We start from the raw sequence: 16851 nt of genomic DNA on the forward strand, positions 1-16851 counted from the left end.
CGGGTGTGCCTGGAAAGTGTCAGCACTGCTGGGTTTCGTGTCTGAGTATCTGATTAACCAGATGTTGATTTGAAGCTTTAAAGTAGACGAATGTATATGCTGTAAAAACAGCTGAGGCGAAGAGGAGTGCGGCTGTGGCATATGATGCCAATTGGGGGACCGAGGGGAAGACTAGTCCGAAGAATGTAGCCGCAAGTCCAAGCCAGCTAGCGTATCTGCTGCCGATTTCACTCACGATTTCCGGATTTGAAAGTCCTTCTCTTGCGCCTTTCCTTTTCAGTCGTTTCTGCCAAAGATTGAGGGCTGCATTGTGCTCGTACTTGCCTGGACCGCAGATCGTCTTGAATGCCCGCAGGGTTCTTTTATTTGTATAAAAGTTGTTGATGTCACGTGCCATGCCCTTTTGAATTTGGTTGACGCGATGGAGCTTTAGTGCGCATGTGGCAAGCAGGGTAAGTAGTATTGCCGGAATCGCGTAGTGAATGTAAGGCGGTTCCTCTGCTGATGCTTTCGATAATATGCTTTTTTGAAAAAATCAATTCCGTAAAGTGTGAGCAGGAAAGCAAATAGCTTTGTGAGTAGCTCATATTGCTGATTTTCAACCTTATAAAGCTCTTCTTGTGCACTAAATCTATTTTCTTCGTGTGCCTGAGTTTGTTGAGTGCCTCTGTTTTGGGTGTCGATGTTTCGTGTTGCCTGTGTGGTGTCTGATGAATTTACTTTTACTGTTTGCTTCTTTTTCTTGTGATTAGTGTTTCGTTTTCTGTTGTTATTTCCCATGTGGCTAGCTCTATTCCCGTTATTGTTAGTTGCGTCATATGTGCTGTGAAGTCTTTGGGTGGGGTGGCGGCGCCGTATGTTCTATGAAGTGCTAGTGTAAACCTCGTTTCGGTCTGATTTGTACGCGCTGTGTGTTAAGTGTAACGCGTTGTGGGCGTTGTGAGTGTGATGCTTGCCGATGTTGTGCGCGTTGTGTGGCAGAGGGCGGGCACATCTGCGTCTCGGAGGACGTAGAATCGGTTCATGAGCCACGAAGTCGAAATCGGACGCGGCAAGCGCGGTCGGCGCGCCTACACACTGGACGACATAGCGCTCGTGCCCGCCCGGCGCACGCGTGACCCCGAGGACGTCAATGTCGGCTGGCAGATCGACGCCTACCACGTCGACATTCCCCTCATGGCTGCCCCCATGGACTCGGTGATGAGCCCGGAAACCGCGATCGCGTTTGGTCGCCTCGGTGGTATCGGCGTCCTGGATCTGGATGGGCTGTGGACCCGCTACGAGGATCCCACCCCGATTCTTGATCAGATCGCTCACCTGGGCGAGGAGGAGTCGATCGCGACCCTCCAGCGCGTCTATTCGGAGCCGATCAAGCCCTCGCTGATCACGGAGCGGCTCAAGCAGCTGCGCGAGGCCGGCGTGGTCGTCGCCGGAAAGCTCTCACCCCAGCGCGTCCAGCAGTATTGGCGCGCGGTTGTTGACGCGGGCGTCGACCTGTTCATTATTCGAGGTTCGACGGTGTCCGCCGAACATGTGTCGTCTCGCCGCGAGCCCCTTAATCTCAAGCGCTTCATCTATGAGCTGGACGTGCCCGTCATAGTCGGCGGCGTGTGTACGGACGCGGCTGNAAGGCCAACGCCTGGCCGCTCGTCTCATCGAGAGCCTACCAGCCTGTTCCATCCCCGAAATCGCTCGCCTGGGCCGGACCCTACGCAAGTGGAAGGACGCATTCTTGGCCTACTTCGATACCGGCGGAGCAAGCAACGGCCCCACAGAAGCCATCAACGGAATCATCGAACTAGGCAGACGCACCGCCAGAGGCTACCGCAACCCCACCAACGACCAACTCCGAATGCTCCTCATCGCAGGAGGCCTAGACGCCTCCACCCACACCCAACTATGAAGAGCCTTATTAAGCTATCCAGATGTTCGTTACCTATCCGGATGTTCGTTACCTATCCGGATGTGCCTTGGTGGCCGGGAGCCCCAGTCCTTTACGAGGGCGGGACCGCGACCGCTGGTATGCGCGCCCATGAACAGCTAAACCCCAGTCCTTTACACGGACGGAACCGCGCCTGCTTGTACGTCGCAGCAGAGCCGCCCGCGATACGGTCCCTTACTCGGGTGTGTGCCGCGTTGAGGCTTGTTGCTCAGTGGTACACCACTTATGTGGGTATTACGCCAGTTCGGAGGTGGCGTCATGCTCCCTCACTGGCGTCATGTTCCCGAACTGGTGTCATGCCCTGGCCTGGGCTTGTGTGGGGTGCGAGAACGGTCGCGGGCATGGTTCCCCGACAATGTCGCACGTAATTCCCCTGCGGCTGCTTCAAACCTTGACTTTGCATCGTTGGAATTGCAACGTTTTGAGCAGTGCTCGAAAAATGACCGAGGGGAATTACGTGCGACTTTTATTCGGCGAGACACTGTGGCGCCGCCGGGCCCGCTGGCGCCCTCCGCACTGGTGGTGTGCGGTGCGTGGTGCGTGACCAGGGCCTGCGTTCCCTGACATGCCCTCCGCGTGGGCACATCTGGATAGGTTGCGCGCACGTGGATAGGTTATGCACATCCGGATAGGTTATTAAGCTATCCGGATGCTCGTTACCTATCCGGATGNGCGGGCGATCGCGTGTGGTGCGGACGCGGTGATGTTGGGTGCAGCTATCGCCCGCGCGGAGGAGGCGCCGGGGCGTGGTTGGCACTGGGGGTCGGAGGCCACCCACCCGGACATGCCGCGCGGCCAGCGCGTGTACGTGGGGACGACGGGCACGCTTGAGCAGATTCTGTACGGCCCGTCTACGCGCGCGGATGGTTCGCTGAACTTCGTGGGCGCGCTCAAGCGGACGATGGCTTCGACGGGGTATGCCGAGGTGAAGGATCTGCAGCGCGCTCAGGTGGTCGTCTCCCCGTATTCGGCGTCCTGACCGTCGTTCGCTCAGCGACGAGGCCGGGGCTGGGGGTGACGAGGCCGGGCACCTCAGCGGGTGTGAGGGAGTTTGACGAAGCCGGTGCAGATTTGACGCACGCGGGTGTCCTTTCTGGACGCATCTATGCCACTGGCTAGTAGCCCAGGAATTTTCCCGAGCGGTTTTATTTGTTTGTCATGTCGTATACACTTATCAAAATTCGTGTTGCTGCAGGTAAAGGTGCCTGCGGTCCGGGGCCGCGAGGTCCCTCACGGTGAGGTGAGGTTGAGAGGACATCCCGATGAAGTGCGGGACGCGATCACTAGCTGTACTCGGCGCGCTCACCCTGTCCGCGATGGGGCTTGTGCCCGCGTCCTGGGCGGTAGATGCCAGTCAGCCGGGCGCTTTCGGAGCGGCCCAGCCGGGCACAACGGAAGCAAGCCAGGTAGAAGCGGCGCAGGGAGAGTCCGCTCAGGTCGCCCACTCAGATGCCGCGCAAGCCACGCAACCAGCCCAACCCGTGAACTCCGCGCAATCGGGGGACCCGGGTCCAGGCCTCGTCGACACCCCAATCTCGGACATCCAGGCTGTTGGCGCGGGGGATGAGTCGGCGATGGTGGGGGCGGTCGTCACCACGGTGGGCGTAGTGACGGCCGCGTACCCGGCTGGGGAGTCGGGGCTGGCCACCACCTTGGACGGATTCACGATTCAGACGCCGGGCAGTGGTGGCGCGTGGGATGAGGGGCGCACGAATTCGGATGCACTCTTCGTCTACGTGGGGAAGAACGACCAGGTCCCGGCTCGCGGGACGTGCGTACGCGTGAGCGGCACGGTCGGGGAGTTCCCTGCTACGTTCGCGACAGACAATCCCTCGAGCCTGACGCAGCTGGAGGCGAGCGCCGTCACGCAGGTCGTCGGTTGTCAGGCTGTGACCCCCACGCCGGTCACCGGCGTTCCCGCGGCGGAGCAGGCGGAGTCCTACGAGTCCATGCTCCTCGCGCCACAGGGCACGTGGACAATCACGGGTAACTATCAGACGAAACAGTACGGAACGCTGTTGCTGACTCCCGGGGTTGAGCCGCTGCGCGCCGCCACCGATGTGGTCGCTCCCGGCCAGGCGGCCCGCGACTACGAGGCCGCTAACGCCGCGCGTGTGATCGCGCTTGACGATGGGACGAACACGAATCTGCTGCGGGGCGCAGCCACCGGGGTACCCTACGCGTACCTGGCAAATGGTGCTCAGGCGCGCGTCGGCTACCACGTGTCCTTCGACGAGCCCGTGGTGTTCGAACCGCGTCACGGATCCTTCGTTTTTCAACCAACGTCCATGGTGGCCGCGCATCCCGACCGTTCTCCGGTGACCATCATGGGGCAGTGTCCGACCGCCCCCACGGTTGGCGGGAATATCCGCGTCGCCACGTTCAATGTCCTCAACTACTTTTCCGACCTGGGGGTTGACGAGGCCGGGTGCACGGGGTTCCCGGACCGCACGGGCGCCTTCGTGACGGCGAAGAAGTGCAGGGTGCGTGGGGCGTACTCGCACGAGGCCTTCGCCAATCAGCAATCCAAGATCGTCTCTGCGATCAACGCTTTGGGCGCCGACGTAGTCGCACTGGAAGAGGTCGAAAACCCCCTCGCAACGGGCGCGAGGCCTTCCGCGGCCCGCAGTGCCTTCGCGCGCACGGGGGCCAGCGCCGAGGCGAGCATCGGTCTTGGGGTTCTCCTGGCCGGAGCGGGAGGCATGGCCGTGTCCCTCGCAAGGCGCAAGAAGCACCGATAGTAGCCCAAGCAATGTTTCTGCAAACACACAACAGGGGTGGCACTGACGCCTCCCAGAAAGGAAAACCCATGCATCACAGATGGACGCATCTGGCGCTCGCCTCGGTGGCGGCGCTGTCCCTCGCGGTCGTACCGAGCGCAGCTGTCGCACTTCCGCAGGAAGAGGCCACCCCAATTGTCTTGGACCTGTACAACCTCACGGATATTCACGGGCATATTCAGCAGGTGTCCAGTAAAGGCGTCGTGCGTGAGGCAGGCCTGCCCGCAGTGAACTGCTACTTGAAAGAGGCGACCGCTAAGAACCCGAACTCCTCCTTCACGCTGCTGGGTGACAACATCGGCGCGTCCCCCTACCTGTCGGGTTCGCTCAAAGACAACCCCACCATTGAGGCCCTCAATACGATGAACCCCCTGGCCTCGACGATCGGTAACCACGAGCTGGATATGGGGCAGGCGGTCTTCAAGCAGCGCGTCGACGGGTCCAACCCGAGTGAGTTCGTGCAGGCGACCTTCCCGTACCTGGGGGCCAACATCGAGGGCATGGGCACCTACGGGGACGGCACCCCCTACCTGGGGGACTACAAGCTGTGGGTATCGCCCTCGGGCATGAAGGTGGCGTTCATCGGCGCGATCGCGCAGGACGTACCCTACAAGCTCAGTCCCGGAACCACTGCGGGCCTGACCTTCACGGATCCGATCGCTCGCATTAACTCCCTGGCAGCCGAGCTGAAGAGCAGCGGAGAGGCCGACGTCGTCATCGCCATGCTCGACGACGACGTGAAGAACAACTACACCAAGGTCGGCAAGAACGTCGACGGCCTCATGGGTGGGGACACGCACGTGCCCTACGAGTTCGACCATGTCAATTCGGTCGAGGCCTTCAACTCCGCGAACCCGCGTCTGGCGGGCGTCGCGTCGGGCTCCTACACCGACAACCTGGGCTTGATCCGCCTGACGATTGACCCGGCGACGCGGCAGGTGACCAGCGCCGACTCGATCCTCATCCCCGCCGCCGAGGTCGCCCAGTGCGGCGCGGACCCCGCCACTCAGGCGATTGTCGATCAAGCCGAGGCCGACTCGAAGGAAGCGGGCAAGCGCGTCGTCGCGACCGGGTACACGGCCCCCTTCATGCGCGGCGTGTTCACCACCCCCGAGGGGGCGACCGAGCCGGGGTCGAACCGTGGCATCGAGTCGTCCCTGGGCGACCTGGTCGCCGATTCCCTGCGCGAGTCCATCCTCACCCCGGACGGGAAGAGCGTCGACATCGGCATGATCAACGCGGGCGACCTGCGCGCCGACCTGGTGCCCGGCGAGGACGGGACGATCACGTATGCGCAGACCTACGAGGTGGAGCCGTTCTCCAACGAGCTGGGGTATGTGACGCTGAAGGGATCGGACGTCAAGGACGCGCTCGAGCAGCAGTGGAAAACGGACCTGAACTCGCAGAACTCCCGGCCGATGCTCAAGCTCAGCCTGTCCTCGAACGTGCGCTACACCTACGACCCGGCCAAGCCCTACGGGGAGCGCATCACGTCGGTGACGATCAACGGCGAGCCCCTCAGGGCCGACGCGACGTACACGGTCGGGTCCCTGTCCTTCCTGCTCGCTGGCGGTGATTCTTTCGAGGCCTTGACTCGCGGGGGAGCGGCCACCACGAACGGAAACCTGGACCGTGATTCCTTCAACGCCTACCTGGGTGCGCATTCGGGTAGCGGGGATCGCTCCGCCGAGGCCTCGTCCGCGTTGAGCCCGCGCGCGGCGAAGTCCTCGATCGGCCTGACCCTGCCCACAGAGGCGGTCGCTGATGGGGCTACGGTAACGATTCCGCTGCGTGGCCTGTCCTTCTCCGAGGGGCCTTCCATCACCTCGAAGGTGCGCGTGAGCGCGGGCGGTGCGCAGGCGGTGGCCGAGGTCGACAATTCCCTGGTGGACGCGCACGCCTCGGACGCCGCCTCGGTCATTACGACGGACGGAGCCGGGCAGGCGAGCGTGACCGTGACGGTCGTGGGCGCCTGCGAGGGCAGGGCGTCCGGTGATGTCGTGACCGTTCCCGTCACGGTGGCCACCGACTTCGCGACGGTCGTCGAGGCCTCGGACGGGGTGACGATCCCCGTTGCCTGCGCGGGTACTGATGTTCCTGCTGCGGATCCGACGGTGTCGGTCGATCAGGGGCGAGGGAGTACCTCTGGGGTGATCGGTGGTGTGTCTTCGAGGAACAAGGCGGGCGCTGTACGACGTGGAGGTTTGGCTCGCACCGGCGCGACCACGCAGGGGCTGCCCTTTGCTTTGGCGATGTGTGCGGCGGGTGTCGCTGCGGTAGTGGCTCGTCGCCGTCGGCGTTGTCGCGGCGCAAGTGACCGGTAGTCACTGATGGGAACGGAGGCGGTGCGGGTCATGGCGAACGAACGTAATAGCCTGACTTTGCATATGTTCACTCGTCGATCGGTGGGCGTGGTCTGTGGCCCGCGCTGCTTTCGTCTCGTCCAGATGTCATGGGTTTGTGCGGACTCATGTGCGATGTCATTCGAGCAGCGGGTCTGGCGTTGGGACTGTCATCCTTGTGGTGGCTGATTGTGGCGCGCATGTGAGAGCTAACGGAGCCTGTCAATTTTTCTGTGTATGGGGGTTAGAGGTAGGGGGTGATTCGGTCGGGGTAGGCGGTGGTGAGTTGGGCGAGGGCTTGTTTCCAGTTGGTGGTGGTGTGTCCTTGGATGAGGCGTGTGTGTCCTGTTCGTTTGTTGGCGGGTTTGCCAGCGTCTGTGAGGCGCTGAGCGGCTCGTTTGTCTTCGATGTTGCAGATGGCGAGCCACAGGAGTTTGACGGCGGCTTCTTCGCTGGGGAAATGCCCGCGGTTCTTGGTGATTTTGCGTAGCTGGTAGTTCAAGGACTCGATAGCGTTGGTGGTGTACACGACGCGGCGCAGCATGGGCGGGAACGCCAGGAACGGCGTGAAGCGCTGCCAGGCGCGCTGCCAGGTCGCAACGGTTTGGGGGTAGCGCGCTCCCAGGTCACTGGCCGCGAAGTCTTCCAGCGCCTCTCGGGCGGTTTCTTCGTTGGGCGCGCTGTAGACCCGCTTTAGAGCCGCGGCGACGCTCTTACGGTCCTTGTAGGACACGAAACGCATGGACGCGCGGATTAAGTGAACGACGCAGGTTTGGACCATGGACTGGGGCCAGGTCGCTTCGATGGCTTCGGGCAGGCCAGCCAACCCGTCGCAGCACACGATCAGGACATCGCGTAGGCCTCGGTTGGCCAGCTCGGCGCACACGTGGGCCCAAAAGGAGGCGCCTTCATCGGCTTGGACCCAGATGCCCAGCACGTGCTTGACGCCCTCCATGTCCACTCCTACCGCCAGGTGAGCGGCCCGGTTCTCCACCCTGTGATCGCATCGGACTTTGATGCGGATCGCATCCAGGTAGATCACCGGGTAGAACGCTTCTAGGGGGCGGTGCTGCCACTCCAAGACGGCCTCGCACACCGCGTCAGTGATCGTGGAAATCGTCCCGGCACTGACCTCCACGCCCAGGGTGGAGGCCAGGTGATGGCGTATATCGCGTACCGTCATCCCCCCGGCATACAAGCTGATAATCATCGAATCCAAGCCATCGAGGCGCCGCTGCCCTTTACGCACCAGGCGCGGGGTGAACGAGCCTGCCCGGTCCCGGGGGACCTCGATCTCGAAGGCTCCCACCTCCGACATCACGGTCTTCTTCGTCGTGCCGTTCCTCGTGTTCGAGCGCGCCTGCCCACTGGTCTGGCCCTTCTCATACCCCAAATGCTGGGTCAGCTCAGCGGCCAACCCGCGCTCCAAGGCCTCCTTGAGCAACGCCGGCAACAAGCCCTGGCTGCCCGTCATCTCGACCTCGCCAGCATCAAGACGCTCAAACAACGCATCCAACGCCCCCGAGCTGCGAAGCTCCTCCACAGCCTCACGCCCACTAGCGCGAGCCACAACAACATCATCATTCATCATGCATCAATCCTTTCAAACAAGAAGACGGATACACAGACAATTAAACACGCCCAGCTAACGCCAGAAACGTTACCAATCCAACAATAGGTTGTCTTGACATGGTGAATGCCTGTCAGCACAATTCATAGCAGACGTAAAAGTCGATTCTTGCAAATGTTCATGCGATGGTTGTGTGGGCATGGTCTGTGGCATAGGCCACCACCGGTTCAAGGAAGAATCACCATCAACGGAGGAACACATACATGAAACACGTTGTGAAGATGTTCGCTGCGGCGGGAGCCATCACGCTCGCGCTCACCGGGTGTGGGGGAGGCGATGCCGAGGGCGCTGCCGACTTCAAGGCCTGCGCAGTCTCAGACTCCGGCGGATGGGACGACAAGTCCTTTAATGAGTCCGCGTACAACGGCCTGCAGACTGCTCACGCCAACCTGGGAGTCAAGATCAATACGGCTGAATCCACCTCGGACGCCGACTTCAGGCCCAACGTCGAGACGATGGTCGCCGACAACTGCAACCTGATCATCGGCGTCGGCTTCAGCCTGGAGAAGGCCGTGCACGCGTCGGCGGACGAGAATAAGGACCTGCACTTTGCTCTGGTCGACGCCAGCTTTAGCGATAAGAAGAATGAGCCGGTGACCATCGAGAACGGTCGCCCCCTGCTCTTCAACACTTCCGAGGCGGCATTCCTGGCAGGCTACGTCGCTGCGGGCATGACGAAGACGGGTAAGGTCGCAACTTTCGGTGGTATTCAAATCCCCGCCGTGACGGTGTTCATGGACGGTTTCGCTGACGGCGTCGCCGCCTACAACGACGCGAAGGGCGCGTCTGTGCAGCTCCTGGGTTGGGACAAGGCAGCCCAGGCGGGATCCTTCACTCAGTCCTTCGATGACCAGGCGCTGGGCAAGCAGCAGGCGCAGCAGTTTATCTCGCAGGGCGCCGACATTATCATGCCCGTCGCCGGACCCGTGGGCTTGGGGGCCGCGACCGCCGCACTGGCGGACGGCAACACCCTGATCATCGGCGTGGACTCCGACTGGTACGAGGCCAACCCCGACTACTCCTCGATCGTTTTGACCTCGGTTATGAAGGAGATCGGTGCGGCCGTCGAGCAGGCCATCACGGACTCGGTGAGTGGCAACTTCACGCCGGAACCGTATGTGGGCACGCTGGCAAACGGAGGGGTTTCCATTGCGCCCTTCCATGACTTCGACTCACAGGTCCCTAACGACATCAAGCAGGATCTGGTGACGCTCACAGAGAAGATTAAGTCGGGTGAACTGACCATCGAATCGCAGGCCGCTCCGAAGTGAGAGCCGAAGGCGAGCGGGTAGCGACGACGCGGCTCGCGACGCCAGGCCATCAGACGCACCTGGGGTATGTGCTCCACGGTGGGAAGGAAAAGGAATGAAACTAGAGTTGCGGGGGATCACGAAGAGGTTCGGTCCCCTCATCGCAAACGACTCGATCGACCTCACGGTCGAGGAAGGGCAAATTCATGCCCTGCTGGGGGAGAATGGCGCGGGTAAGTCCACGCTCATGAACGTCCTGTACGGATTGCATCAGCCCGACGAAGGGCAGATTCTTCTGGATGGACAACCCACCACGTTCAAGGGCCCGGGCGACGCAGTCGCGGCGGGTATTGGCATGGTGCACCAGCACTTCATGCTGATCCCGGTCTTCACCGTGGCTGAGTCGATTGCCCTGGGCTACGAGCCCACCGGGCCGGCCGGTATCATCAGCCTCGACAAGGCTCGTCAGACGGTCCGCGATGTGTCAGCGCGTTTCGGATTCGACCTGGATCCCGATGCTCTCATCGAGGATCTGCCGGTCGGTGCGCAACAGCGCGTGGAGATCGTCAAGGCTTTGTCGCGCGAGGCGAAGGTCCTGATCCTAGACGAGCCCACTGCGGTGCTCACACCCCAGGAAACGGACGAACTCATGGTGATCATGCGTCAGCTCGCGGACTCGGGTACCTCGATCGTGTTCATCACGCACAAGCTGCGTGAGATCCGTGCCGTTGCCGACGCGATTACCGTTATTCGGCGTGGTCGCATCGTGGGCGAGGCGTCGCCGTCGGATTCCGAGGCGTCTTTGGCTTCCCAGATGGTGGGCCGTCCGGTTCAGCTGCGCGTTGATAAGGCGCCGGCCAACCTTGTTGGCGATGGCCTGGCCTTCGACGACGTGACGCTCATCGGATCCGGGGGCGTTCCCCTCCTCGATCACCTCTCCTTCGAGGTGCGCAGGGGAGAGACGGTGGCGATCGCCGGTGTCCAGGGCAATGGCCAAAGTGAATTGGCCGAGGTCGTCCTTGGTCTGCGCACGCCGACCTCCGGTGCTGTTCGCCTGGGTGATCAGGACATTACGCACCTCAATCCGCGCCAGTCTTTGGACGCGGGCATCGGCTTCGTTCCCGAGGACCGCATGACGGACGGCATCATCGCCTCCTTCTCCATCGCGGACAACCTGGTCCTGGATCAATTCACCTCTAGTCAGTTTTCGGCGTTCGGTTCTCGCAAGCTTGCTGCGATCGCGCGCAACGCTGAGGAGAAACAGGAGGAGTACGACATCCGCCTGACGTCGATTAATGACCCGATTTCGTCCCTGTCGGGCGGTAATCAGCAGAAGGTCGTCGTCGCGCGCGAAATGTCGAAGGAGCTTCAGCTCCTGGTCGTCAATCAGCCCACGCGCGGCGTCGACGTTGGCTCGATTGAGTTCATTCACTGCAGGATCGTGGACACGCGCGATGGGGGCTGCGCAGTTTTGCTGATTTCGTCCGAGCTGGATGAGATTTGTGCGCTCGCGGATCGTATCGCCGTGATGTACCGCGGTCGTATCGTCGGCATTGTCCCGCCGGATACGCCGCGTGATGTCCTGGGCCTCATGATGGCCGGTGTTCCGCTGGACGAGGCCATGGCTTCGTCGTCTGGTTCGGCTGCCGCCGATCGCGCTGGCAGGGAGGAAAAGTGATGAGTAAGCAAAAGGGCGGAGCACGCCTGGCAATTGCCCGCGTGTTGGCGTCGCAGTGGTTTGTGTCGGTGCTGGCGGTCGTTATCGCTTTCGTCATCGGGGCGATCCTGATCGCGATGTCTGGCGCGTCGGTGACGGAGGCGTACTACGCGATGTTCCGCGGGGCCATCATTGATCCCGAGGCGAAGACGTTCACTCGCACGATCATGCCGTTGACGAACTCGTTGTTCTTCTCGATTCCTTTGATTATCGCGGGCCTGGGCCTGGCGATTGGTTTCCGTGCGAGCCTGTTCAACATTGGTGGCAAGGGCCAGATCATCGCTGGTTCGCTCGCTGCCGTGTGGGTCGGTTTCTCGCTGAACCTGCCTCCGGTCATTCATACGCTGGTGGCGATTGCCGCCGCTATGCTTGCGGGTGGCTTGTACGCGGGCATTGCGGGTGTTCTGAAGGCGAAGACGGGTGCCAATGAGGTCATTGTGACGATCATGTTGAACATGATTGCGGCCCTTGGTCTGGGATACACGCTCGGTTTGAAGTCGTGGCAGGCGCCGGGCTTGAACCAGCCGGTGACCGCCGACGTAGCGGAATCGGCTGAGTTGGTGAGGATTCTGCCCCTGCCGTTCCGTCTTCACGCTGGTTTCATCGTTTCGATTATTGCGTTAGCTTTCTTCTGGTGGCTGATGGAGCGCTCGACGCTCGGCTTTAAGATCCGCGCGGTTGGAACGAACGCAGCTGCTGCCCGTACTGCGGGTATCTCGGTGGAGAAGATTACGGCTGTGACGATGGTGATTTCGGGTGCGTTCCTCGGTCTCGCGGGTGCGAACGAGGCGCTGGGCACCCTGGGTTACGTGTCCCGCGATGTCGCCGGAACGATCGGTTTCGACGCGATCACCGTTGCTCTGCTGGGCCGCAATAAGCCCCTGGGCACGTTCTGTGCGGGTCTTCTGTTCGGCGCGTTCAAGGCTGGTGGTTACCTGATGCAGACCAAGGGCGTGCCGATCGACATGATTTTGATTTTGCAGTCGGTGATCGTGCTGCTGATTGCCGCCCCGGCGCTGGTGCGGTGGATGTTCCGTCTTCCTGACGCCCGACGCGTGGAAGCACTTGAGAAGGAGGTCAGTGATGAGCACAAGTGAGCGTGGAGCACAAACGCTGATTGAGACCAAGCGGTCCTGGAAACTTCCCGGGGTTTACGTTGCTGCCAGCGTTCTCCTGGTGATTCTTGCCGCCGTGACGAGTGGTGATGTGCGTATCATCCTCAACGATAAGTCGCAGTCGTACGTGATCCCTGAGATCGTGACTGCCGGCGCGCCCATTGTGTGGGGACTCGCGGTCATTGCGATCGCCGCTGCCGCGTGGTCCCTGGTGACGACGGCTCGCAGGATGCGGACCCCCTCGTGGGCACGGATCATCGTGGTGGTCCTCGTTGGCCTGTCGACTGTCTGTGGGTTCCTCGTGTTCGCCGGTTCGGGTTCTACCACTGGTGGCGTAACGCTTACCTCGGTCCTGGTGTCGACGGTTGCCTTGTCGACGCCGCTGATCTTCGGTGCTCTCGCCGGCGTTATTTCCGAGCGAGTCGGCGTGGTTAACATCGCAATTGAAGGTGACCTGCTGGTTGGCGCGCTCGCGGGTGTCCTCGTGGCCTCGTACTTCCACAATGCCTATGCTGGTCTGATCGCCGCGCCTGTTGCGGGCGCTTTCATGGGCCTGCTTCTGGCTCTGTTCTCCGTCAAGTATGGCGTTGATCAGGTCATCGTCGGTGTCGTGTTGAACGTTTTGGCGCTGGGCCTGACCACTTTCTTCGGTGGAACGGTCATGAAGAAGTCGACGCTGAACCTGAACACCAACCAGTTTTCGCTCTCGACCATTAAGATTCCGGGCTTGTCTGAGATTCCGGTGATCGGCCCCGCGCTGTTCAACCAGACGATCCTCGTCTACATCATGTACGTCGTGGTCGCCGCGCTGGCCTTCTTCCTGTTCCGTTCCCGTTGGGGTCTGCGCCTGCGGGCGTGTGGCGAGCACCCGCGGGCAGCAGACACGGTTGGCATCAACGTGCAGCGTACGCGTACGAACAACACGGTCTTGGGTTCGGCCCTCGCGGGTCTGGGTGGCGCGTTCTTCACGATTGGATCGTCTCTGGCATTCACGGACAATATCTCCGCAGGGAACGGCTACATCGCCCTCGCTGCGCTGATCTTGGGTAAGTGGAATCCGCTGGGAGCCATGGCGGCCGCTGTCATGTTCGGTTTTGCTCAGGCGACGGCACACCTGCTGCCCAATCTGTCTAACGCTGTCCCGGGCAATCTCGTGTCAATGATTCCCTACGTGGTGACGATCATCGCGGTGGCTGGGTTTGTCGGCAAGTCGCGTGCTCCCGCGGCTGAGAACGTTCCCTACATGAAGTGAAGGATGATGCACCGATGACGTCGATCAATTGGGATGCCCTGCTGGGTAGCGCCATTGACGCGATGAAGCGGGCATACTGCCCGTACTCGGGGTTCCCCGTTGGCGCCGCCGGACTGGCGCAGGACGGGCGAATCGTGAGTGGGTGCAACGTTGAGAACGCGGGGTACGGGGTGACGCTGTGCGCCGAGTGCGGCATGGTGTCGGAGCTGATCCGTAGCGGTGGTGGAGCGCTTGTCGCGGTCGTTGCTGTCAACGGTGACGAGGTCCCTGTCTCCCCGTGCGGGAGGTGCCGCCAGCTCATCTATGAGCACGGCGGCCCCTCCTGCCTGGTTCTCATGCCGGAAGGCGTTGCTCCCATGAGCGAGGTCCTCCCTGGTGCCTTTGGCCCACACGACCTGGACAGTGTCGGGGCGCTACCTGCCCCGGCCTCGTCCGACACGAAAGAAGGATACGATGGCGCTCTTTGATGCCGTTGACATTATTCGAACGAAGCGCGACGGGGGTGCCCTGACCCCCGAGCAGATCGACTGGACGATCGACGCCTACACGAAGGGCGTTGTCAAGGACGAGCAGATGGCTGCTTTGGCCATGGCTGTTTTCCTGCGGGGAATGACGCGGGACGAGATCGCCAGGTGGACGGACGCGATGATCCGGTCGGGGGAGCGCATGGACTTCTCTGGGATCGGAAAGCCGACTGCTGATAAGCACTCTACGGGAGGTGTGGGTGACAAGATCACGCTCCCCCTGGCGCCGCTCGTCGCGTGTTTCGGGGTGGCTGTTCCCCAGCTGTCGGGCCGAGGCCTGGGGCACACGGGCGGTACTCTGGACAAGATGGAGTCCATCCCTGGGTGGCGCGCTCATCTGTCCAACGAGGAGATCCTGTCCCAGCTCGGTAACGGCTGCGGCGCGGTCATCTGCGCGGCGGGGTCTGGTCTGGCGCCCGCGGACAAGAAGCTCTACGCTCTGCGTGACATCACCTCAACCGTTGAGTCCATTCCGTTGATCTCTAGTTCCATCATGAGTAAGAAGATCGCTGAAGGGACGGGCGCTCTCGTCCTGGATGTCAAGGTCGGGTCGGGAGCATTCATGAAGGACATTGACAGTGCGCGTCAACTGGCGCGCACTCTGGTGGACCTGGGACGCGACGCGGGTGTGGCCACGCGCGCCCTGCTCACCGATATGTCCGTTCCCCTGGGGCGCAAGATCGGCAACGCGCTCGAGGTCGAGGAGTCTGTCGAAGTCCTGGCCGGCGGTGGTCCCTCTGACGTCGTTGAGCTGACCTGCGAATTGGCGCGTCACATGCTTGATCTTGCTGGCGTGCACGACGTTGATGTGGAGGCGGCCCTTGAAGACGGGCGCGCGATGGATCGTTGGCGTGCGATGATCCGCGAGCAGGGGGGTGATCCGGACGCTCCCATGCCTCGTGCCGTGCACACCCATCAGGTGTGTGCTGAGGCTGACGGTATGATCGTCGGTATGGATGCCCTGAGCGTGGGTGTGGCGTCGTGGCGACTCGGCGCGGGGCGAGCCGTTAAGGAGGATCCGGTGCAGGCTGGTGCGGGCATCGAGATCCACGCTAAGCCGGGGGAGACCGTGTCGAGGGGACAGCCTCTACTGACTCTCCACACCGACGACGAGTGGCGAATTGCTCGCGCAGTTGAGACCCTATCAGGTGCAATCGAGATTACCGAGGGGGGCACGTTCGCTGCCCGCGGGGTTGTTCTGGAGACCGTGTCTTGATCGCGGCGCGGCCAGGGCGAGGAGGGAGTACACGTGGATAAGCGCGACGAGCAGGCTGTTGATGCTCTCAAACTCTATTACCAGCAGGATTTGAGCCAAGTTGACATCGCCGCCCGTATGGGGCTTTCGCGTCCTACCGTGGCTAAGCTCCTCGCCCATGGTCGCGATCGTGGTTTCGTGACGATCACGATACATGATCCTCGGGAGGAAGCTTCCGAACTGGCTGCCCGACTGGAGCAGCGCTACGGTCTGGCATGCGTGCGCGTCGCGCACGGGCACGCAGCGACCGAGGAGGAAGCTATCGATGAGGTTGGGCGCGTGGGCGCGGACCTGGTGAGCCAGTTGGTGCACGACGGCATGCGCGTGGGTATCTCGTGGGGTCGCACGATGTATGCGCTTGCTTCTCACTTGGAGCGTTCTCCGCGCCAGGGCGTGCGAGTTGTCCAGCTCAAGGGTGGGACATCTTTCTCCGCGCGTGCGACGCACGATTTTGAGGTGATGCGTGCATTTTGCGATGCTTTTAACGCTCAGCCGCGCTACCTGCCCCTGCCTGTCATTTTTCAGTCCACGAAGACGGCATCGATCGTGTGCAAGGATCGGGCGATCATGAAGATCCTGGAGGAGGGGCGCAAGGTTGACGTGGCTGTCTTTACGATCGGCGCGATCGGCGATGAAGTCATTTCTCTCAACCTCGGGCATCTGGATGGGGAGGAAGTGGATGCGCTGTTGCGCGATGCTGTCGGTGACGCGCTTTCTCACTTTTTCACGGCGGCTGGCCAGATTGCGCTTCCCGAGCTTGAGGCCCGTACTGTCAGCATTTCGTTGGAGCGTCTGTGTAGTCGGCCCGTGCGGCTGGTCGTTGCGGGGGGGTTCATGAAAACACGCGCGCTGGACACGGCGCTGCGCATGGGGATTGCCACGCATCTGGTGGTGGATCAGGATTTGGCTCTTGGGCTGCTGGAAATGAGCGAGTGAGAGGGCTTGGAGAAGGAGGTGTAGAGATAGAGAGAAAGAACACTTGTCAAAGTCAATATTGACATATTGATAATGTAGGGCCTAGCCTTGCCCTATAGGTAACGAAGC

The 16851-nt window shown here is 61.5% G+C and carries 12 protein-coding genes and 3 pseudogenes; 12 read left to right on the plus strand and 3 right to left on the minus strand.

From position 1 onward, the window contains the following. Window positions 1-19: 19 nt before the first annotated feature. Both BQ7477_RS11195 and BQ7477_RS11200 read right to left on the minus strand, forming a co-directional pair. On the minus strand, window positions 20-397 hold the full coding sequence (locus BQ7477_RS11195) for a hypothetical protein (RefSeq protein ID WP_129582448.1): 378 nt from the start codon (window positions 395-397) through the stop codon (window positions 20-22). 32 nt (window positions 398-429) lie between these two features. Beyond that, the gene (locus BQ7477_RS11200; protein WP_129582449.1) at window positions 430-780 is read right to left on the minus strand and encodes a hypothetical protein; all 351 of its coding nucleotides are present in this window, start codon (window positions 778-780) and stop codon (window positions 430-432) included. A 243-nt stretch (window positions 781-1023) separates the two neighbouring features. Between BQ7477_RS11200 and BQ7477_RS00455 the strand changes: the two are divergent. The 5 genes and pseudogenes from BQ7477_RS00455 to BQ7477_RS00475 form a co-directional block, all read left to right on the plus strand. Beyond that, a pseudogene (locus BQ7477_RS00455) lies at window positions 1024-1626 on the plus strand (IMP dehydrogenase); the annotation flags it as partial. A gap of 52 nt (window positions 1627-1678) precedes the next feature. Beyond that, window positions 1679-1903 carry a transposase gene (locus tag BQ7477_RS00460; protein ID WP_420884426.1) on the plus strand — a complete coding sequence of 75 codons (225 nt, stop codon included), beginning with the start codon at window positions 1679-1681 and terminating at the stop codon, window positions 1901-1903. A 712-nt stretch (window positions 1904-2615) separates the two neighbouring features. Beyond that, window positions 2616-2921 (plus strand): annotated as a pseudogene (locus BQ7477_RS00465) (GuaB3 family IMP dehydrogenase-related protein); the annotation flags it as partial. Between the two features lie 283 nt (window positions 2922-3204). Beyond that, a pseudogene (locus BQ7477_RS00470) lies at window positions 3205-4548 on the plus strand (ExeM/NucH family extracellular endonuclease); the annotation flags it as partial. 203 nt (window positions 4549-4751) lie between these two features. Further along, window positions 4752-7046 (plus strand): bifunctional metallophosphatase/5'-nucleotidase, encoded by a 2295-nt coding sequence (locus BQ7477_RS00475; protein WP_073982394.1) that lies wholly within the window; start codon window positions 4752-4754, stop codon window positions 7044-7046. Between the two features lie 262 nt (window positions 7047-7308). On the opposite strand, the gene BQ7477_RS00480 is transcribed toward BQ7477_RS00475, so the two are convergent. Beyond that, window positions 7309-8655 carry an IS256 family transposase gene (locus BQ7477_RS00480; RefSeq protein ID WP_420884423.1) on the minus strand — a complete coding sequence of 449 codons (1347 nt, stop codon included), beginning with the start codon at window positions 8653-8655 and terminating at the stop codon, window positions 7309-7311. Window positions 8656-8897: 242 nt separating this feature from the next. On the opposite strand from BQ7477_RS00480, the gene BQ7477_RS00485 reads away from it, so the two are divergent. The 7 genes from BQ7477_RS00485 to BQ7477_RS00515 all read left to right on the plus strand — a co-directional run bounded on the left by BQ7477_RS00485 (window position 8898) and on the right by BQ7477_RS00515 (window position 16743). After that, entirely contained in the window at window positions 8898-9965 is a 1068-nt protein-coding gene (locus BQ7477_RS00485) for a BMP family lipoprotein (protein ID WP_073982395.1), read from the plus strand. Window positions 9966-10059: 94 nt separating this feature from the next. Continuing rightward, entirely contained in the window at window positions 10060-11622 is a 1563-nt protein-coding gene (locus tag BQ7477_RS00490) for an ABC transporter ATP-binding protein (RefSeq protein WP_073982396.1), read from the plus strand. Continuing rightward, on the plus strand, window positions 11622-12758 hold the full coding sequence (locus BQ7477_RS00495) for an ABC transporter permease (protein WP_073982397.1): 1137 nt from the start codon (window positions 11622-11624) through the stop codon (window positions 12756-12758). The genes BQ7477_RS00490 and BQ7477_RS00495 overlap by 1 nt, the downstream gene beginning before the upstream one ends. Continuing rightward, a complete protein-coding gene (locus tag BQ7477_RS00500; RefSeq protein ID WP_073982398.1) occupies window positions 12745-14028 on the plus strand; it encodes an ABC transporter permease in 1284 nt (427 codons plus the stop codon). The genes BQ7477_RS00495 and BQ7477_RS00500 overlap by 14 nt, the downstream gene beginning before the upstream one ends. A 14-nt stretch (window positions 14029-14042) precedes the next feature. Further along, window positions 14043-14495 (plus strand): cytidine deaminase, encoded by a 453-nt coding sequence (locus tag BQ7477_RS00505; protein WP_073982399.1) that lies wholly within the window; start codon window positions 14043-14045, stop codon window positions 14493-14495. Next, on the plus strand, window positions 14482-15768 hold the full coding sequence (locus BQ7477_RS00510; RefSeq protein WP_073982400.1) for a thymidine phosphorylase: 1287 nt from the start codon (window positions 14482-14484) through the stop codon (window positions 15766-15768). The genes BQ7477_RS00505 and BQ7477_RS00510 overlap by 14 nt, the downstream gene beginning before the upstream one ends. Before the next feature lie 33 nt (window positions 15769-15801). Beyond that, window positions 15802-16743, plus strand: a complete 942-nt coding sequence (locus BQ7477_RS00515) for a sugar-binding transcriptional regulator (protein ID WP_073982401.1) — start codon at window positions 15802-15804, stop codon at window positions 16741-16743. Window positions 16744-16851 lie beyond the last annotated feature (108 nt).

This window comes from Actinomyces bouchesdurhonensis (genome assembly GCF_900128465.1).
Lineage (GTDB): Bacteria > Actinomycetota > Actinomycetes > Actinomycetales > Actinomycetaceae > Pauljensenia > Pauljensenia bouchesdurhonensis.